This is a genomic window from Roseibium sp. ROS1, assembly GCF_054658215.1.
The window spans coordinates 778004-795911 of sequence record NZ_BAAGIG010000001.1; the positions used below are offsets into that span (position 1 = coordinate 778004).

At 61.2% G+C, this 17908-nt stretch carries 18 protein-coding genes; 5 read left to right on the forward strand and 13 right to left on the reverse strand.

Going from position 1 to position 17908, the window contains the following annotated elements; translation table 11 throughout:
• Positions 1-77 precede the first annotated feature (77 nt).
• From ACYQ6M_RS03410 to lgt, 11 genes are all read right to left on the reverse strand, one after another.
• Positions 78-1370 carry an amidohydrolase family protein gene (locus ACYQ6M_RS03410; protein WP_460072133.1) on the reverse strand — a complete coding sequence of 431 codons (1293 nt, stop codon included), beginning with the start codon at positions 1368-1370 and terminating at the stop codon, positions 78-80.
• Between the two features lie 9 nt (positions 1371-1379).
• The gene (locus ACYQ6M_RS03415) at positions 1380-2324 is read right to left on the reverse strand and encodes an ABC transporter permease (RefSeq protein ID WP_022998093.1); all 945 of its coding nucleotides are present in this window, start codon (positions 2322-2324) and stop codon (positions 1380-1382) included.
• Positions 2321-3403 (reverse strand): ABC transporter permease, encoded by a 1083-nt coding sequence (locus ACYQ6M_RS03420; protein WP_062487649.1) that lies wholly within the window; start codon positions 3401-3403, stop codon positions 2321-2323. The genes ACYQ6M_RS03415 and ACYQ6M_RS03420 overlap by 4 nt, the downstream gene beginning before the upstream one ends.
• Positions 3400-4947, reverse strand: a complete 1548-nt coding sequence (locus tag ACYQ6M_RS03425; protein ID WP_152505777.1) for an ABC transporter ATP-binding protein — start codon at positions 4945-4947, stop codon at positions 3400-3402. The genes ACYQ6M_RS03420 and ACYQ6M_RS03425 overlap by 4 nt, the downstream gene beginning before the upstream one ends.
• Before the next feature lie 96 nt (positions 4948-5043).
• Positions 5044-6051: a BMP family protein gene (locus tag ACYQ6M_RS03430; protein WP_031268255.1), complete on the reverse strand. Its 1008-nt coding sequence runs from the start codon at positions 6049-6051 to the stop codon at positions 5044-5046.
• 390 nt (positions 6052-6441) lie between these two features.
• Entirely contained in the window at positions 6442-7374 is a 933-nt protein-coding gene (locus ACYQ6M_RS03435; RefSeq protein WP_031268253.1) for a ribose-phosphate pyrophosphokinase, read from the reverse strand.
• A gap of 239 nt (positions 7375-7613) precedes the next feature.
• A complete protein-coding gene (locus ACYQ6M_RS03440) occupies positions 7614-8135 on the reverse strand; it encodes a hypothetical protein (RefSeq protein WP_022998088.1) in 522 nt (173 codons plus the stop codon).
• Between the two features lie 91 nt (positions 8136-8226).
• Positions 8227-9384 (reverse strand): M24 family metallopeptidase, encoded by a 1158-nt coding sequence (locus tag ACYQ6M_RS03445; RefSeq protein ID WP_460072137.1) that lies wholly within the window; start codon positions 9382-9384, stop codon positions 8227-8229.
• A 9-nt stretch (positions 9385-9393) separates the two neighbouring features.
• Positions 9394-10158 carry a peptidoglycan editing factor PgeF gene (pgeF, locus tag ACYQ6M_RS03450; RefSeq protein ID WP_460072139.1) on the reverse strand — a complete coding sequence of 255 codons (765 nt, stop codon included), beginning with the start codon at positions 10156-10158 and terminating at the stop codon, positions 9394-9396.
• 55 nt (positions 10159-10213) lie between these two features.
• Complete coding sequence (locus ACYQ6M_RS03455) at positions 10214-11302, reverse strand: class I SAM-dependent methyltransferase (RefSeq protein ID WP_460072142.1); 1089 nt, start codon at positions 11300-11302, stop codon at positions 10214-10216.
• On the reverse strand, positions 11299-12114 hold the full coding sequence (gene lgt / locus ACYQ6M_RS03460) for a prolipoprotein diacylglyceryl transferase (RefSeq protein WP_022998084.1): 816 nt from the start codon (positions 12112-12114) through the stop codon (positions 11299-11301). The genes ACYQ6M_RS03455 and lgt overlap by 4 nt, the downstream gene beginning before the upstream one ends.
• A gap of 253 nt (positions 12115-12367) precedes the next feature.
• On the opposite strand from lgt, the gene ACYQ6M_RS03465 reads away from it, so the two are divergent.
• From ACYQ6M_RS03465 to proC, 3 genes are all read left to right on the forward strand, one after another.
• Positions 12368-12634: an accessory factor UbiK family protein gene (locus ACYQ6M_RS03465; RefSeq protein ID WP_460072144.1), complete on the forward strand. Its 267-nt coding sequence runs from the start codon at positions 12368-12370 to the stop codon at positions 12632-12634.
• Between the two features lie 348 nt (positions 12635-12982).
• Entirely contained in the window at positions 12983-13483 is a 501-nt protein-coding gene (locus ACYQ6M_RS03470; RefSeq protein ID WP_022998082.1) for a type III secretion system chaperone family protein, read from the forward strand.
• Positions 13480-14298: a pyrroline-5-carboxylate reductase gene (proC, locus tag ACYQ6M_RS03475; protein ID WP_460072147.1), complete on the forward strand. Its 819-nt coding sequence runs from the start codon at positions 13480-13482 to the stop codon at positions 14296-14298. Before ACYQ6M_RS03470 ends, proC begins: the two co-directional genes overlap by 4 nt.
• 108 nt (positions 14299-14406) lie before the next feature.
• Here proC and ACYQ6M_RS03480 read toward each other — a convergent pair whose 3' ends face one another.
• Positions 14407-14880, reverse strand: a complete 474-nt coding sequence (locus ACYQ6M_RS03480) for a YciE/YciF ferroxidase family protein (RefSeq protein WP_055655871.1) — start codon at positions 14878-14880, stop codon at positions 14407-14409.
• 367 nt (positions 14881-15247) lie between these two features.
• Here ACYQ6M_RS03480 and ACYQ6M_RS03485 point away from each other — a divergent pair, with 367 nt between their 5' ends.
• Together ACYQ6M_RS03485 and ACYQ6M_RS03490 are read left to right on the forward strand one after the other, a co-directional pair.
• Positions 15248-15946: a TetR/AcrR family transcriptional regulator gene (locus tag ACYQ6M_RS03485; protein ID WP_055655868.1), complete on the forward strand. Its 699-nt coding sequence runs from the start codon at positions 15248-15250 to the stop codon at positions 15944-15946.
• A 70-nt stretch (positions 15947-16016) separates the two neighbouring features.
• Positions 16017-16358 carry a tRNA-binding protein gene (locus tag ACYQ6M_RS03490; RefSeq protein WP_022998077.1) on the forward strand — a complete coding sequence of 114 codons (342 nt, stop codon included), beginning with the start codon at positions 16017-16019 and terminating at the stop codon, positions 16356-16358.
• Between the two features lie 39 nt (positions 16359-16397).
• Here ACYQ6M_RS03490 and ACYQ6M_RS03495 read toward each other — a convergent pair whose 3' ends face one another.
• Positions 16398-17732 (reverse strand): 8-oxoguanine deaminase, encoded by a 1335-nt coding sequence (locus ACYQ6M_RS03495; protein ID WP_460072150.1) that lies wholly within the window; start codon positions 17730-17732, stop codon positions 16398-16400.
• Positions 17733-17908: the final 176 nt, after the last annotated feature.

Consider the following 17908-nt stretch of genomic DNA (forward strand, 5'->3'; position numbering starts at 1 on the left):
AATGGATGCCATGGTCGAGCCATGGCATGACGGGGGAAGGGGGCTCTGAGGGGCAGGGGTCGAACTTGGAAAAACGGTCAGCCCTCGTGCGGAGCGTAGGAGGCCGGGTCGACTTGGGCCGGACGTCCGGGGAGGGTGAGTTGCGCCTGCCGGGCCGGGGTTGTTGCGATCACCTTGCCGGACTTGACAACTGCAAGACGCGTTGCCTTCAGGCGAATGGCCTCGATCGTGTCCCGGGCCTGCAGCAACACGAAATCCGCCTTGCAGCCTTTGTCCAGTCCGTACCCGTCCAGGTTCATCGCCTTGGCCGGATGCGCGGTGACGCAGTCGTAGCAGTAGCGGATGGCGTCGCGGCTGGTCATCTGGGCAACGTGAAGCCCCATGGAGGCGACCTCCAGCATGTCGCCGGAGCCCATTGAGTACCAGGGGTCCATCACACAGTCGTGGCCGAAGGCGACATTGATGCCGTAGGACCGCATCTCCGGAACACGGGTCTGGCCGCGGCGCTTGGGATACGTGTCGTGGCGGCCCTGGAGCGTAATGTTGATAAGCGGGTTCGCAATGGCATGCACTTCCGCTTCGGCGATCAGCGGCAACAGTTTGGAGACGTAGTAATTGTCCATGGAATGCATGGACGTCAGATGCGACCCGGCAACGCGGCCCTGTAACCCGAGGCGCTGGGTCTGATAGGCGAGCGTCTCGATATGGCGCGACATCGGATCGTCGGTCTCGTCGCAGTGCATGTCGACCATCAGACCGCGTTCTGCCGCGATTTCGCACAGCCGCGCGACCGATCGGGCACCGTCGTCCATGGTGCGCTCGAAATGCGGAATGCCGCCGACGATGTCGACGCCCATGTCGAGTGCCGTCAGAAGGTTCTTCTCGGCGGTGGCAGAGCGGTAGAGCCCGTCCTGGGGGAAGGCGACCAGTTGCAGGTCGATGTAGTCCTTCACCTTCTCGCGCACTTCCAGCAGGCCTTTGACGCCCGTCAGCCTGTCGTCGCACACATCCACATGGGTGCGGATCGCCAGCAGCCCCTGCGAGACGGCCAGGTCGCAATATCTCAGGGCCCGCTCAACAACGGCATCGACGGTCAGGATGTCTTTCAGTTCTCCCCAAAGCGCGATGCCTTCCAGCAGCGTACCGCTGCGGTTCATGCGCGGCAGGCCGAGCGACAGCGTCGCATCCATGTGGAAGTGGCTGTCGACAAACGGTGGCGACACGAGGTGTCCGCCAGCATCGATCACCTGGCCGGCGTCCGCCGTGATCCCGGCTTCCACAGCCTCGATACGGCCGTTCCGGCAGGCAATGTCGATGCCGTGGCGGCCGTCGGGCAGGTTGGCGTTCTTGACGAGGAGATCGAAACTCATGGGACTGTCTCAGCGTTGACCACGGAAGTAGGGCACAAGAAGGGCCCTTGGATAGTCTGCCCGGCGGGCAACGACAATCAGCGCGGCGATGGAAAGCAGATACGGCATCATCAGGAACACCTGGCCGGGAATGAAACTGCCGACCTCGGTCTGAAGACGCACCTGGAAGGCATCAAAAGCCCCGAAGAGCAGAGCGCCGATCAGGGCCTTGCCGGGTCGCCAGGAGGCGAACACCGTCAGGGCGATGCAGATCCAGCCACGGCCGTTGACCATGCCGAAGAAAAACGCGTCGAAGGCCGACATGGTCAGGAAGGCGCCGCCAAGCGCCATGATCGCGGAGCCCGCAACCACCGTCCCGATGCGGATCGCATAGACCGAGAGGCCTTGCGATTCCACGGCAGCCGGATTGTCGCCGACCGCCTGAATGGCCAGGCCGAGCGGGGTTCGGTAGAGCACATAGGCCGTGACCGCGACCAACAGCAGGGCGAGGAAGGTCAGGGGCGTCTGCTGGAACAGGGCTGGCCCGAGGAACGGCAGGTCACTCAGGCCCGGAATGTCGAGCGGCTTGAAAGCCTCGATCCGGGGCGGTGACGAGACATCCGGCAGGGCCGTCCGGTAGATGAAATAACTGAGCGAAGTGGCAAACAGCGTCACGCCAATGCCCGAGACGTGCTGAGAGAGCCCGAGAGGCACGGTCAGAATGGCATGGATCAGTCCGAAGAAGGCACCGGCCATCGCCGCGACCAGAACGCCGCCCCACAGGCCTGCGCCGAGCCAGACCGCCATCCAGCCGGCCATGGCACCGGCGGTGAAGATACCTTCGATGCCGAGGTTGAGGACGCCGGCGCGTTCGCAAACAAGCGCTCCGATGACGCCGAAGATCAGCGGGGTCGCGATGCGGAGCGCGGCCGCCCAGAAGTTGGCGGAGATGAGAATGTCGAGGATCTCGGTCATTCTGCCGCCTCCGGGTTTGCCTGGCTGCCGACGAAGCGGATCTTGAAGCGCAGGAACAGACCGGAGACCAGGACGCACAACAGCGCCATGGCGACGATCAGGTCTGCCAGATAATTGGAGACACCGGTGGCACGGGACATGGAATCAGCCCCCACAAAGATGCTGGCGATGAAAAGAGCTGCCAGAACGACACCGGCCGGGGAAAGCCCGGCGAGCATGGCGACAACGATGCCGGAATAGCCAAAACCGGGCGAAAGGTCAGCAGTCAGATAGCCTTTCAGACCGGCAACTTCACCAACGCCGGCGAGACCTGCCAGCGCGCCGGACAGAAGACCGACGCGGATGAAAGTTGCGGTGACCGGAATGCCGGCGTGACGGGCGGCAGCGGCGTTCTCGCCGACCGCGCGGATTTCGAAACCCCAGACGGTGCGTTTCAAGAGGAAATAGACACCGAGCGACGAAACGAGGGCAATGACAAGACCCCAGTGAATACGCATCCGGTCCATCAGCTTGGGCAGGGCCGCTTCATCGAGTATGGGTTCCGATTGTGGCCAGCCCATGCCCATGGGGTCCTTCATCGGGCCTTCCAGCATCATCTGCACGAAGAGCAGGATGATGAAGTTCAGCAGCAAGGTGGTGACAACTTCATCGACGCCAAGCCGTGTTTTCAAAAGGGTCGGACCAAGCATGACCAGCCCGCCGGCGAGCGCACCGGCAACGATCACCATGGGAATGAGAAGGTAGGGCGGCGCGGAAATGACGCCGGTGCCGACGGCAACCGCCGCAAGGGCGCCGGCATAAAGCTGGCCTTCGGCGCCGATGTTCCAGAGCTTGGCCCGGAAGGCGACGGCTGCCGCCAGGCCGGTGAGGATCAGCGGTGTCGCTCTTGTCAGCATTTCGGTGAAGGCAAAGAGTGAGCCGAAGGCGCCCTTGGCCATGAGGCTGTAGGCCTCGAACACCGACAAGCCGGCAAAGGCCATGGGGATGGCTGCAAGCACTAGGGCGGCAACAGCCGCGGCAATCGATACACCCAGCATACGGGAAACGGAGGAGGGGCCACGCGGTTCGAAGCGGATCATGCTGCGTCCTCCGCATTGTGGCCGGCCATCCTGAGGCCGAGAGAGCCGCGGTCCAGCGTCTCGCTCGGTTCGGCTTCGGACAGATGCCCGCGGTGGATCACGGCGATCCTGTCGGAAAGGCGCATGAGTTCGTCAAGATCCTCCGAGATCAGGATGACACCGGCCCCGCGGTCGCGAGCCGCCAGCAGGCGCTTGTGAACATCGGACGTGGCGCCGACGTCCAGCCCGCGCGAGGGTTGGGCGGCCAGCACCACCTTTGGAACGGTTTCAAGGGTTCTGGCCAGTACGATCTTCTGGATATTGCCACCCGACAGCAGCCGCGCCGGGCTGTCCTCGCTCTGGCAGCGGATATCGTAAGCCTTGATCAGGTTGCGCGCCCGCTCCCGCATGGCGGAGAACCGCAGCAGACCGAGGCGCTGGTTTTCCGGTTTGCGGATGGCTTCGATGGCAAGGTTTTCCGAAACGCTCATCGCTCCGACAATGCCGTCGTGGTGACGGTCTTCGGGTATGCGGGCAAGGCCGTTGTCGATCATGGTTCGGGCACTTGCGTGGCCGATCACCGTGCCTTCCAGCGTCATGGATCCTTGGGTGAGCGGTTCCAGACCGGAAATGACCCGTGCAAGCGTCGTCTGGCCGTTACCCGAAACCCCTGCAATGCCAAGGATTTCACCGGATTTCAGTGTGAGGTCGACCGCGTGCAAGGCATCGCGGCCATGTCCGGCGGAGGCCTTGTTCAAGACGAAAAGCGGTGCGCCCGGTGTGCCAGGGGACCGCATAGTCTCGACAATGGCATGGCCGACCATCAACTCGGCCAGCTTGCGCCGGTCGCATTCGGCTGTCGGCAGGTCGGCCACCTTGCGGCCACCGCGCAGCACGGCGACCCGGTGCGAAGAGGCAAGGACTTCCGCCAGCTTGTGCGAGATGAAGATGATGCCGAGCCCGTCGTCGGCCAGCTTTTTCAAGGTCGCGAACAGAGTGTCGGATTCCTGGGGTGTCAGCACAGCGGTCGGTTCGTCCAGAACCAGCACGCGGGCATCGCGGTAGAGCGCCTTCAGGATTTCCACCCGCTGTTTTTCGCCGACGGAAAGCTGGGAAATGCGAGCGTCGAGGGAAACCGTCAGGCCGGAGCGGGCCATCAGCTCTTCCAGTTTGCGGCGGGCAGGCGCCCGGGAAGAGGAAAGCGCGGCAAGCCGTTCCGTGCCCAGAAGGATGTTGTCGAGCGCGCTCAGGTTTTCGGCAAGGGTGAAGTGCTGGTGCACCATGCCTATGCCGGCCTGGAGCGCGGCATGCGGCGAGCCTGGTTCCAGTTCGCTCAAGCCGGAGCCGTCCGGCGAAACCATGACCTGGCCTTCGTCGGCCACGTAGTGCCCGAAAAGGATGTTCATCAAGGTGGTCTTGCCAGCGCCGTTCTCGCCGAGAAGGGCAAGGATCTCGCCCTGTTTCAAATCGAGCGATACGTCGCCATTGGCCGTCAGAGCGCCGAAGCGCTTGGTGATGCCGTCCAATCGCAGCACGACACCAGCGTCCTGTGCCGGACCTGCCATATGATCCCCCCGGGAAAAGAATGAATGCCGCGCTTGAACCCCGCGGCCGGGAATCGCCGGCGGTCATTGTGACCGCCGGACGTGGCAGGCGAAAGCCTACATGGTGGATTTCGGTTCGCTGTCGTTCACATTGACGCGGAACAGGCCGTCGAGGATTTCCTGCTCCTTGGCCTTTGCCGCGGAAACCGCGTCGGCAGGAGCAAGGCTTTCGTCAACAACGAAGCTGCCTCCGCCGTAGGACATGAAGCTGTAGGGGCCGAAATCGGCAGGTTCAAAGGTGTCGCTGGCAACAAGGCCGATCGCCTTGTCGATGGTCGGTTCCATGTGCCACAGCGCGGAGGACAGGATGGTGCCCGGATAGTCGCTTGCCGTGTCGATCACGTTGCCGATCGCCAGAATGCCCTTTTCCTTGGCCGCATCGGAAACGCCGAAGCGCTCTGCGTAGAGAATGTCCGCACCCTTGTCGATCATCGCGAAGGCAGCTTCCTTGGCCTTGGGCGGGTCGTACCAGGAGTTGATGAAGGTCACGAGGAACTTCACGTCCGGGTTCACGGAGGTTGCGCCTTCCATGAAGGCGTTCATCAGGCGGTTCACTTCGGGAATGGCGTAGCCGCCGACCATGCCGATGACATTCGACTTGGTGGTGGCGCCGGCGATCATGCCGGAGAGATAGCTCGGCTCATGGATCCAGTTGTCGAAGACGGCAAAGTTCGGCTGAGCCGGTCCGAAGGACGACCCCATCAGGAAAGCCGTGTCCGGATATTCCGCAGCCACCTTGCGAGCGGCGCGCTCGACGGCGAATGCTTCGCCAACCACCAGATCCATGCCCTGTTCGGCGTATTCGCGCATGACACGCTCATAGTCGGTGTTGGCAACGTTTTCGGAGAAGGTGTAGGTGATTTCACCGCGTTCCTGGGCGGCTTTCAGCGCCTTGTCGATGCGGCTGACCCACTGCTGTTCGACGGGAACGGTGTAGATCGCTGCGACCTTGACCGGGTCGGCGGCATTGGCGGAAGGAACGGACAGTCCTGCCGATACTGTGACAGCCAGAGCGGCCGTCAACATGGCCCTGCGGGCCCTGGAAAATGGTTTGGAAGTGAGCATCTGAAATCCCCTGGAAAAGACCTTGTGCAGACTTAGATGACCACAAAATATGCGTGCTCACAAGCTGGGCAGGAGCTTCGGTGGCAAATTTTTTGAACAATTGGGAAAATTTGTGAAGCTTGGCGCGGACTGGTTGTGAGGGGTGGAAACTACCCGTCCGGTGTCGGCGTGAATGCGGCCCGAAGGAGCGGTTACAAGGTCCCGGCTGCAAAACCTGTGGCTGCCGGCATCCGGCTCCGATTCCCTCCCGCCGGCTCGGGCGTGGCCGCAATTTTACGGCGGCGAGCAATGCGGCAATCGTGGAAAAGGCAAGTCTCGCAGAAAAATGTGGGCTGAACGCAAAAACGCCCGGCACGGGCCGGGCGTCTTGAGCAGTCGACGTTTCGGCGATCAGCTGAAGAGGCTGGAAACCGACTTTTCCAGTGCCGTGCGGTTGATTGCTTCGCCGATCAGCGGGGCAATCGAGATTGCACGGATGTTGGCTGCAGCCGTGATGGCGGCAGTCGGTTCAATGGAGTTGGTGATGACCAGCTCCTTCAGCTTGGAAGAGGTCACGCGGGCAACGGCACCACCGGACAGAACGCCGTGAGTGATATAGGCCGTTACCGACTGTGCGCCCTTGGACAACAGGGCTTCGGCGGCGTTGCAGAGCGTGCCGCCACTGTCGACGATGTCATCGACCAGGATGCAGTCATAGCCTTTGACATCACCGATGATGTTCATGACTTCCGATTCTCCGGGCTTGTCGCGACGCTTGTCGACGATAGAGAGCGGAGCTTCGATGCGCTTGGCAAGTGCACGGGCGCGCACCACGCCGCCGACATCCGGAGACACGACCATGACATTGTCGGTCGCGTAGCGTTCCTTGATGTCGCGCGTCATGACGGGCGCTGCGAACAGGTTGTCTGTCGGGATATCGAAAAAACCCTGGATCTGACCGGCGTGGAGATCCAGGGTTAGAATGCGGTCGGCACCGGCTTCGGTAATGAGATTGGCCACCAGCTTTGCCGAGATCGGGGTTCGGCCGGAGGCGCGGCGATCCTGCCGGGCGTAGCCGAAATACGGAATGACCGCGGTGATGCGGCGCGCAGAGGACCGGCGGAGCGCATCGATGATGATGAGCAGCTCCATAAGGTGGTCGTTTGCCGGGTAGCTGGTCGGCTGGACGACGAATACATCTTCGCCGCGTACGTTTTCCTGGATTTCTACGAAGATTTCCTGGTCGGCAAACCGCCGGACCTGGCATTTGGCGAGAGGGGCATCCAGGTATTTGGATATTTCCTCAGCCAGGGCTCGGTTGGAATTGCCCGCGACGATCTTCATGAGCCGCAAGTCCTTCTGGTGCGACGGCGGTTTTGCAGACAGGTTGTGCCTTGCAAACACGCGGAAAGGCCTAGGTCTTAAGTCATGTGCCGGGTGCCGGGAGCCTCGCTCGGAAACCCTCGGCAGGCGGCGGCGTTGTAACAACCAAGCAACCGGACCACAACAGGCGTTCGTGCCTGACGCCCGCTTTTTTTTATTTTTTGTGACGCCACGCCGGAATTACCCGGCAAAGCAATTCATTATCGGTTGAGCCAGGCCTTGATTTCCACCATCGAGCGATTGGCAATGCGCGACAGCGTGCCGGAGCTGACAGCCTGCCATGGGTCACCCGAGGCTCCGCCGGTATCTTCCGTTCCGGAGATTCGCTTCACGCGGCGACCAGAGCTGTCGACGATGTCGAAAACGTAGAAGACCGTGCCGTTGGAAGGCTGCCCGGTGGCCGACAGATAGCCATTGACCCGGTAGGTGGCGGCCGCGCCGATGCGGCGTACCAGCGTGATGCCCTGTTTGCGGGCTTCGGAGCCGATCATTTCGGACAGCTCGTCGGCAATGTTGCCCGGTGCGCCGGTAAACGGTTCAAACGCGAAGGTGATGCCTTCTTCCGGGTCGACCTGACCGGCGATCGTCGGCGCGGTGACAGTGGTCGAGATCGGAGTAGGGGGCTGTGGAGCAGCCTGACAGGCTGCAAGCCCTGCTCCAAGCAGTAGAACCGCCAACAGGCGCCGGGAAGAAATGGATTGTTGGGTGGTCTTGTCTGTCATGGAGACGCTTGGCTCTCGCGGTCGATATCGTCGTGGCAGCGGCCCTGCCGGAAACGCGAAACGCGAACCGGGCCGCAAGGTTGAAACTGGTTTAGCCTGACTTGACCGGCAGGTCGAGAGGCAGCTTGGACAAGCACTCTGGCGTTCCGGTCGTGGTCAGATAGGTCTGGCCGAGCGTCATGGCGGTTCCGGAGTTGGAATCCATCAGGATCATATGCATGAAGATGACCATGTCGGGCTTTACCTCGGCCGGATTGGCCCGGTACGCCATGGGCATATCCATCCAGCTTGGTGTGAACCTGGCACCCAGGGAATAACCGCAGGCGTTCAGCCGGTGCGGCATCAGGCCATGAGCGTCCACCCGTTCCGCATGAGCGTCGAAAACATCGCCGAATGTCTTGCCGGGAACGAGCTGTGTTTCAACGGCGGCCAGTGCTTCACGTGCGGCGGTGTACATCTCCAGATGCCGGTCCGTCGGCGTGCCGATCACCACCGTGCGCATCAGTGCGGCATGGTAGTGGCGGTAGGCGCCTGCCCATTCCAGTGTCAGCTGGTCCTGTTCGGACAGGTTCCGGCGACCTGCCTTGTAACGGCACAGGAGAGCGTCGCGGTCGGAGCCGATGATGAACTCGTTGCCGGGGTAATCGCCGCCACCTTCAAAAATGGCTCCCTGCATCGCAGCCAGGATGCGGCCTTCGTCGGCTCCGGGGTGGATTTCATCCATTGCCGCATAAAAGGCCTTGTCCGCAAGCTCCGCGGCCTTGCGCACATAAACGATTTCCTCGACGCTTTTCACCGCACGAAGTTCGGGGATCAGGGGCGAGGCATCGCTGACATCGGCGAAACTGGTAAGTTCCTCGTTCAGCTTCAGCGCTATTTTGCCGGTCATGCCCTGTGTGTCGTATTCAACGCCCAGCTTGCAGCCGAGCAGGTCCATGTCGAACAGCAGTTCCTTCAGCTGCAGCACCGGGCTGGCGGAGCCGCGGTCGATCCAGATGCGGATGTCCTCGATGTTCGAGGTGTGCTTGGCCTGGCGTTCGTCGGCAGATCGGGTGAGGAGCACCCGGCGTCCTTCCTTCGTCACCACGAGGCACTGGAAGAAGCAGAAACCGAAGGTGTCGTAGCCGGTCAGCCAGTACATGCTCTCCTGGGCGAAGAGCAGCATGGCATCCAGCTTCTGCGCCTCCATGGCGGCTTTCAGCTTGTCAAAGCGGCTTTCAAACTCGGCATCGGAAAAATGAAGTGCCATGGGTGGTCCTCACAAAAGTGCAATCGCGCTGATCTGGCGGCCGTAGTCCGGTTCCTTGCGATGGGTCGTCCGGCGGTAGGAGAAGAAGCGGTCTTCATCGGCATAGGTGCACAGTGCCAGGTCGGCAACGGCCCCCAGTCCAAGAGCCTGAAGCTTGTCCGTAATGAAGGCGGGCAGGTCGAACATGAAGTGCTCTGCCCGTTCCGAAGGCTTGAAGTAGCGGGTGTTGTCCGGGTGCTCCTGAAGGAAACGTTCCTTGAATTCGGGGCCGACCTCATAGGCGCCCTGCGAAATCGTCGGACCCAGCACCGCCGTGATGTTGGTTCTGGTCGCGCCGAGAGCCTCCATGGCGGCAACCGTATTCTGCAAGATGCCGGTAACGGCGCCTTTCCAGCCTGAATGGGCAGCGCCGATGACACCCGCCTTGGTATCCGCAAACAGAAGCGGGCCGCAATCGGCCGTCGCGATGCCGATGGCAAGGCCCGGTGTGGCCGTGACCAGGGCATCGGCCTTGCGGTCCGCATCCAGTGCGAATGGTGCGCTGACAGTGATCACGTCGGCGGAGTGGATCTGATAGGGGGACACCAGGCGATCGGCACCAATGCCGAGCTGGCCGGCAACCCGGTCGCGGTTTTCAAGAACGCTGCTGCGCTCATCGTCCGAACCGAGACCGATATTGAGGCTGGTGTAGATGCCGCCGGAAACGCCGCCCTGGCGGGTGAAGAAGCCGTGCCGGATGCCATCCAGCTTCAAGACGTCTGCTTCAATTTTCATTCAGGGCTCCTGAGGGGAGGGGATTCGCCACGCCAGCGACTGATCCTTGGGGTGTTCAGGACGCGCTGTCAAACGGGGGAAACGAATTTCCGGAATTCGTCACAGCGAGCACCTTGAAAAGATCCCCCATCTGGTCAGGCGCGGCCAGCCGTTCGACGGCATCGCGGATCGCCTCCTGTTCGCTGTGGGTTTTACCCGCACCAAGGGCACCTGCCCGCTCCAGAAGACCGGTGCGAAGCAGGAATTCGCCCTGGGTCAGCGGTTCCAGCGTGTGTGCTCCCGCCCGGACAGCGGCCGCCGCCAATGCCTCGAAATTCACGTGGGCGGTCAGATCCGCTTCTCCCGGATGAGCCAGGACGTCGTCATAGGCGTGCCTGTAAAGTGCTTGCAGCGTGTCGCCGGCGGCAGTCTTCAGATACCCGTAGTCAATGAAGAGTGCTGCACCGCCGCTATCTGCAATCCGCCGGCCGATTTCTTCGGCGATCGCATTGGCTGCAGGCTGGGTTTCGAAGATCGTGCCGTCCGGTGCAGTGGAAAGGCCAGCGGGCACAGCGTCATCGGGCAGACGGGCGGTGCCGACACCGAAGATCAGCTCTTCGTGCTGCGAAAGCCCGATCTGGCGTTCCTGCCAGCCGTGTTCGGTCTTGACGAACTGATGGATCGGCAGGGCGTCGAAAAACTCGTTGGCAACCAGGATCAGCGGGCCGTCCGGAACGTCCTGGAACCGATCGCGAAATTGCGGTTTCAACGGACCGCGCTTCAGAGCCGCTGACTGCATGTCCCTCAGTCGCTGGCTGGTCTCAACCAGGTTCAGGCGAGCCGCCTTCACAAAGGCAGGACGCAGGGCTGCCATCCGCAAGAGGTCGGACATCAGTGTGCCGCGACCAGGCCCAAGTTCGACCAGCTGAAATTCCGCGGGCTCTCCAAGTGCCTGCCAGGCGGACAGGCAGGCTGCCCCGACGAGTTCGCCGAACATCTGGCTGACTTCGGGTGCTGTGACGAAATCGCCCGCGGTGCCGAACGGTTCGCGCCTCATGTAGTAGCCGGCGTCCGGGTCCCCAAGGCAAACAGACATGTATTGTGCGACCGAAAGCGGGCCCTCGGTTTCGATCCGTACCTTGATCCTGTCTTTCAGTCCCGTCACGCCGCGGTTGCTCCGGTCCGGCGCCGGGCGGCCCAGATCATGGTTGCGAGGCCCGCCAGGATCATCGGTACGGACAGCAGTATGCCCATGGTGAGAAAGCCGCTCAGATAGCCGATATGGGCATCCGGAACCCTGTAGAGTTCTGCTATCGACCGGGCGATGCCGTAGCCGAAGGCAAAGGCACCGGCAAGAAAGCCGGGCTTTTGCAAAAGCTTGAAGCGCCGGCTGAGCACCATCAGAACCAGAAACAGCACGATGCCTTCGAGCGCGGCTTCATAGAGCTGGCTTGGATGACGGGGATCCGGTCCGCCGTTCGGAAAAACCACGGCCCAGGGTACATCCGTCGGCCGGCCCCAGAGTTCGGAATTGATGAAATTGGCGATACGGCCGAAGAACAGGCCGATGGGAGCCGCACAACCGGCAAGGTCGAACAGGGTCCAGATCGACAGGCCGCGTTTCCAGGCAAACAGGATCATCGCGATGACGGTGCCGGCGAAGCCGCCGTGGAAGGACATGCCACCGGTCCAGATCTCGAGCGCTTCGGCCGGGTGGGCGATATAATAGCCCGGATTGTAGAACAGCACGTAGCCGAGGCGGCCACCGATGATGATACCGAGCGTTCCCCACAGCACGAAGTCGTCGATCTCGAGCTGTGTGGGGCGGGCAATGCCACCCCACAGCCGGTCGTTGGCCACCAGCAGACGCATGTAGCGCCAGGCCAGCAGAATGCCGACGATATAGGCAAGCGCGTACCAGCGCAGGGCAAAGGGCCCGAATTCGACGAGTACAGGATCGATTGCGGGAAAAGGCATAACCAGAACAGGCGGCACGGCAGAACCTTCCGATGGTGCGCGGGCGGGTTTCGGGCTGAACGCTTGCGCGATCTTGTCCGCCTCGTCAAGCCGACACGGGTTTGTCAGGCCGGTGGGGCGCTACCCGCAAGAGGGCTCGGGAGATTGCTCCTGTTGATAGTGAATTCGGCTGCGGCGGAATTGGTCCTTGAAGTTCCCGCCATTCCCTCATACCTCTCTCCCATCGCATGTTTTTCCGATCAAGGAGGGTCCGATGACCCAAGGCCCGAACCGTCTTCTCGATGATTTTGCCAAGCTGATGACCGACGCCGCCGGTGTTGCCCAGGGTGCCCGCCGCGAGGTGGAGACCGCCTTCCGTGCGCAGGCCGAGCGTTTCCTGTCCGACATGGACGTGGTTTCGCGCGAAGAGCATGAAGCGGTCAAAGAGATGGCAGTGCGCGCTCTGGACCGGATCGACGAGCTCGAATCGCGGATCGCCAAGCTCGAAAATCCGGAATCCGGCGCTGCTGGAGCCGCTTAACCCGATTTGTTGACGTCGATGTGAGCGTTTTCTGTTAATAGTTGATGACAGAATTACGACGCGTGAACATGGCGGGTTTGCGTTGATTTTGGGCAGTGTGATGAAAAATACCGCTGAGTCGTCCACAAGTTTCGGCTTTTTTCGCTCAATTGGTATGTATCGCTTAAGTCAATCCTGCTCCTATACTGAAAGATAACAGGGATTCGTCGGAGCAAGACGGAACCGGTTCCCTTCTAAAAGGGCCGTAACAGGACGCGTTTTGCTCCTCCGGCATGGGACTTTTCCCGGCGGCCCGCCCGGTTATCGTGATCGGGTTCCAGGCCCCCGGCTCAGAAGGGGAGTAGGCACATGAGCCTCATCGAGCTTGAACTCGAGCGACCTGGTAATCCCGTTGACACCATCGAGACGTTCGCCGCGTTGAACGACTGGACGTTCGAAAGGTCGGACGAAGACGAGATCACCATATCCCTGGAGGGGAGCTGGTGTGATTACCACGTCTCCTTCTCGTGGATGGAGGAAGTCGAAGCCCTTCATCTTGCCTGCGCTTTTGACCTCAAGGTCACCGAATTGCGCAAGACGGAAGTTGTCCGTCTGCTCGCACTGGTCAATGAACAGCTCTGGATGGGCCACTTCGATCTCTGGAACAAGGAGAACGTGGTGATGTTCCGGCAGTCGCTGCTTCTTGCGGGCGGTGCGGAGGCCTCCTCGGCACAGATCGAGGGAATGCTGACAAATGCCCTTGAAAACTGCGAACGTTTCTATCAAGCCTTTCAATTCGTCGTCTGGGCCGGTCATTCGGCAGCCGAGGCGTTGAATACGGCCTTGTTTGAAACCGCAGGAGAAGCATGAGCTTTTCAAAGGAACGGCCTTTCCTTCTTGTCGGAGCCGGCAAGATGGGCGGGGCAATGTTATCAGGCTGGATGGCGGAAGGGGTCGATCCCGCCGCCATCGTGGTCAGCGACCCGCGTCTTTCCGAAGAGATGGACGCGCTCCTCAAGAAACACGGCATCCGCCATGTGACTTCGGTCCCGGATGACCTTACGGCTGGCATCGTGCTGGTGGCGATCAAGCCACAGCTCATGGACCAGGTCCTGCCCGGCCTGAAGTCTGCCGTTGCTGCAGACACGCTCGTGCTGTCGATTGCGGCGGGTACTCCGGTTGCCAAATTCGAGGAATACTTCGGCAAGGTGCCGATCTGCCGCTGCATGCCGAACACACCGGCCATGGTCAAACGCGGCATCACGGCGGTGTATCCGACTGAGGCAGTTTCCGCTTCTTCCCGTGAAGATGTCACCAAACTTCTGTCGGCGGTCGGAAAGGTGGTCTGGCTCGACAGCGAAGACCAGATCGATCTGGTGACCGGTGTCAGTGGTTCGGGCCCAGCCTATGTTTTCTTCCTCGCAGAAGCCTTGAGCGAAGCGGGCAAGCAGGCCGGGCTTCCCGAAGAGATAGCTCATGAGCTGGCCGTCGCCACGGTGTGCGGTGCAGGGGAGTTGATGCACCAGTCCGGTGAACATCCCTCCATCCTGCGCCAGAACGTTACCAGCCCGAACGGCACGACGGCTGCTGCGCTTGACGTCCTGATGCACGCCGAAGGATTGCAGCCGGTTATGAGCGAGGCGGTTGCCGCCGCCGTCAAACGCGCGCGGGAGCTGGCCGGCTGAGGTCATCCCGGCAACACGGGTTTTATCAGACAAAAGGCCGCCGGACCTCCGGCGGCCTTTTGGTTCTCTGACCCGAAAGCCGAAGGGCCTTCGAGCAGCATGGCGTGGTTACTGCGCGTTGATGGTCGAAACGGCAAGATTGGTCAGCTTGCTGTTTGCCGCCTTTTCCTGGTCGAGAATGCCGGTCAGCAGGTCGTGGGCCTCATCGTGGCCGAGGACCTTGGCCCATTCGCGTAGTGTCCCGTAGCGGGCGATCTCATAATGCTCGACCGCCTGGCAGGCAGCCAGCAATGCTGCGTTCTTCGCCGCGCCGCTCGCCTCGCTGATGATGCCGTCGGTTTCCTTGATCAGGCCTTCAATGGCATCGCACTTCTCTCCTTCCGGCTTCTTTCCGAGCGACTTGAAGACCTGTTCCAGAACCTTGACCTGGGATTTCGTTTCTTCCAGATGCTCACCGATCGCATCCTTCAGTTTCTTTCCGTTTGCAGCTTCCTGCAGTTTCGGCATGGTCTTGGTCATGGTTTTTTCGGCGTAGTAGATGTCCTGAAGCGTATGCTCGAAAGCATCGGCAAGTGTTTTCATGGGGCGTCCTTTCACAAGATGCGCTTGGCCCGGGGCGGGGCTCGGCAAAGGTCTGTCAAAGCCACCCGGAGACGATCGGCGCGATGTTCCGTTTCAACGGGGCTTCGCGTGGGGGAACCGATCGCTCGGGCGGAACAGGCCATGAGAAAGGTGACCGGGAGTCCTTTCGGACACTCTGTACACGGTCTCAGGCCCGTCAGTTCAGGAAACGCCGTGCCAGTCGGTTTGGTTCCTGTTCGGTACCTGCATTTGCCTGAGACCCGCGTTCCTGGAGGGGCGTTCCGACAGCCTGCGGCAGCGGGCCGCCCTTTTCTGCAAGCGCCTGCGATCCTATGTTGAGGGCAGAAAACACACAGGAGGGCCAGCAATGGCGACCGCGAAGACCAAGCAGAAGATCCTGAAGACCTTTCTCGATCTGTTGTCGGAACATCCTTATGAAGACGTCTCGCTGCCGTTGATCGCCGAGACGGCCAAGGTCAAGCTTTCCGAAATGCGCAGCGCTTATGCCTCCAAGCTGAAGCTGGTTGCCGCCTTCCTGGAACAGATCGACACCGCTGTTCTGGACGAACGCGACGAGGATATGGGTGACCAACCCCCGCGCGATCGCCTGTTCGACATCCTGATGAGCCGCATAGACGCCATGGCCGAACACAAGGAAGCCGTGCGTGCGCTCCACAAGGCGGCGCGAAAGGATCCCGCCCTTGCGCTTGACTTCAACGCCCTTGAAGTGCGCTCGCAGAAATGGATGCTGATCGCTGCCGGGATCGATGTTTCCGGGGTCAAGGCAACCGTCGTTGCCCAGGGTCTCTCCGTTGCCTTTGCCCGTGTCATCGGCGTTTGGCTGGACGAGGAAGACGAAGGCATGCCGCGCACGATGGCGCGCCTCGACAAGGAACTGGACAAGGGCACGTCCTTCATGAAGCGGCTGAACAAGCTGGACGGCGTCGCAAAAGGCATCCGGTCGTTCTTCCGCAAGGCATCTGAACGCTCTGGCCGCCGCGGTGACAGGGCGGAAAGTGGCCGGGAAGACACAGACCTCGGCGGAGAAGCCCCGGCAGGCGCCTGAGCGCTGCCCGGGCCTTGCGAACAGTCATCTGACCGTCCATGGTCGCTCGCGGAACAAAAGGAATGTTTTCGTGAGCGATCAGATCAGTTTTGACGATTTCCTGAAAGTGGATGTGCGTGTCGGCCGGGTTATCAAGGCCGAGGAATTTCCCGAAGCACGCAAGCCTGCCTACAAGATGCAGATCGATTTCGGTCCGGAAATCGGCATCAAGAAAACCTCTGCACAGATCACCAAACACTACACGCCGGAAACCCTGGTCGGAAAGCTGGTGATGGCGGTGGTCAACTTCCCGCCGCGCCAGATTGGCCCCGTCATGTCCGAAGTGCTGACACTCGGCGTTCCGGATGCTGATGGCGAAGTGGTGCTTTTGTCGCCGACCAAGGACGTTCCGATCGGCGGTCGGCTTTACTGATCCTGCGCACCTGGCCCCGTCTCCAGGGGCAAGCCCGTTTCAGGGTTGCAGATTTTGCGCAAGCCGGTTCTGGCGTTCGATCACCTTCGGCAGGTCGATCGTGGTGATCTGGCCGTCGTTGACGACCTGACGACCTTCCACGAACAGGTGTTTGACGCGTGTCGGGCCGGCGAGCAGCAGGGCCGCCGGATCCCAGCTGCCCGCGCTCTCTATGCCGGAAACATCCCACAGTGCGATATCGGCACGTTTGCCGAGGGCGAGCCGGCCGCAGTCCGGCCGGTTGAGCACATCGGCTCCGCCACGCGTCGCGATTTCCAGGGCTTCGCGAGCAGACATGGCATCCGCACCGTTGGCCACCCGTTGCAGCAGCATCGACTGGCGCGCTTCCAGGACCAGGTTGCCGGCATCGTTGCTGGCCGAACCGTCAACACCAAGGCCAACCTTCACCCGGGCGTCGCGCATTGCGCGAACAGGGGCAATGCCGCTGCCAAGTCGGCAGTTGGAGCAGGGGCAATGGGCAACGCCGGTGCCGCTGCCGGCGAACAGCCGGATTTCCCGATCATCCAGCTTGACGCAATGGGCGTGCCAGACATCCGGCCCGGTCCAGCCGAGATCCTCGGCGTATTGACCCGGTCGGCAGCCGAATTTTTCCTGCGAGTAGGAAATGTCCTCATCGTTTTCCGCAAGATGGGTATGAAGCATAACCTTCTTGTCGCGAGCTAACAGAGCCGCATCACGCATCAGGTCCCGGCTGACCGAGAAGGGTGAGCAAGGGGCAAGGCCGACACGAACCATTGCGCCTTCTGACGGGTCGTGAAAGGCGTCTACGACGCGAATGGAATCTTCCAGAATGCTGGCTTCCCGTTCAACAAGACTGTCGGGCGGAAGGCCGCCGTCGCTTTCGCCAATACTCATGGCGCCACGGGTCGGGTGAAAGCGAAGGCCGATCTCTCTTGCGGCGGCGATGGTGTCATCAAGCCGCGACCCGTTGGGATAGAGGTAGAGATGATCGGAGCTGAGCGTGCATCCGGAGAGTGCCAGTTCGGCAAGTCCGGTCTGCGCTGACACGAACATTTCCTCCGGGCCGAAGCGGGACCAGATCGGGTAAAGGGTCTGCAGCCAGCCGAAAAGCAGGGCGTCCTGGCCACCGGGAACGGCTCTGGTCAAACTCTGGTAGAGATGATGGTGCGTGTTCACAAGGCCGGGTGTCACGACGCAGCCACGAGCGGACAGCGTTTCGCCGGAGGTCTCCAGTTCTTTACCGATTTCCGCAATCACGCCATCACGCAGACGAATGTCGACGGCTGACAGTTCCCGACGGTCATCATCCATCGTGAGGACGGTATCGGCATTTTTCAGCAGAATTTCAGGCATGGTGCATTCCTCAAGTCCCCGTCTCATCGGAATGCGCTCGGCTGGTGGAAAACGGGGGCAAGAACCAGCAAGCCATTTGGTAGAAAATTGATGTTTGCCCAGTCAACCGGAAATTGGGTGGCGATTGTGTTCAATCACCTTGAAAGACTTTCAAATGAAACAAACTGGTGGCTGAA

Coding starts and splice junctions, on each gene's coding strand:
- ACYQ6M_RS03410 (WP_460072133.1), bottom strand. CDS start 1,370: ATGAGTTTCGATCTCCTCGTCAAGAACGCCAACCTGCCCGACGGCCGC.
- ACYQ6M_RS03470 (WP_022998082.1), top strand. CDS start 12,983: ATGAGCCTCATCGAGCTTGAACTCGAGCGACCTGGTAATCCCGTTGAC.
- ACYQ6M_RS03425 (WP_152505777.1), bottom strand. CDS start 4,947: ATGGCAGGTCCGGCACAGGACGCTGGTGTCGTGCTGCGATTGGACGGC.
- ACYQ6M_RS03420 (WP_062487649.1), bottom strand. CDS start 3,403: ATGATCCGCTTCGAACCGCGTGGCCCCTCCTCCGTTTCCCGTATGCTG.
- ACYQ6M_RS03415 (WP_022998093.1), bottom strand. CDS start 2,324: ATGACCGAGATCCTCGACATTCTCATCTCCGCCAACTTCTGGGCGGCC.
- ACYQ6M_RS03445 (WP_460072137.1), bottom strand. CDS start 9,384: ATGGCACTTCATTTTTCCGATGCCGAGTTTGAAAGCCGCTTTGACAAG.
- pgeF (WP_460072139.1), bottom strand. CDS start 10,158: ATGAAAATTGAAGCAGACGTCTTGAAGCTGGATGGCATCCGGCACGGC.
- ACYQ6M_RS03465 (WP_460072144.1), top strand. CDS start 12,368: ATGACCCAAGGCCCGAACCGTCTTCTCGATGATTTTGCCAAGCTGATG.
- ACYQ6M_RS03480 (WP_055655871.1), bottom strand. CDS start 14,880: ATGAAAACACTTGCCGATGCTTTCGAGCATACGCTTCAGGACATCTAC.
- ACYQ6M_RS03485 (WP_055655868.1), top strand. CDS start 15,248: ATGGCGACCGCGAAGACCAAGCAGAAGATCCTGAAGACCTTTCTCGAT.
- lgt (WP_022998084.1), bottom strand. CDS start 12,114: ATGCCTTTTCCCGCAATCGATCCTGTACTCGTCGAATTCGGGCCCTTT.
- ACYQ6M_RS03435 (WP_031268253.1), bottom strand. CDS start 7,374: ATGAAGATCGTCGCGGGCAATTCCAACCGAGCCCTGGCTGAGGAAATA.
- proC (WP_460072147.1), top strand. CDS start 13,480: ATGAGCTTTTCAAAGGAACGGCCTTTCCTTCTTGTCGGAGCCGGCAAG.
- ACYQ6M_RS03495 (WP_460072150.1), bottom strand. CDS start 17,732: ATGCCTGAAATTCTGCTGAAAAATGCCGATACCGTCCTCACGATGGAT.
- ACYQ6M_RS03430 (WP_031268255.1), bottom strand. CDS start 6,051: ATGCTCACTTCCAAACCATTTTCCAGGGCCCGCAGGGCCATGTTGACG.
- ACYQ6M_RS03440 (WP_022998088.1), bottom strand. CDS start 8,135: ATGACAGACAAGACCACCCAACAATCCATTTCTTCCCGGCGCCTGTTG.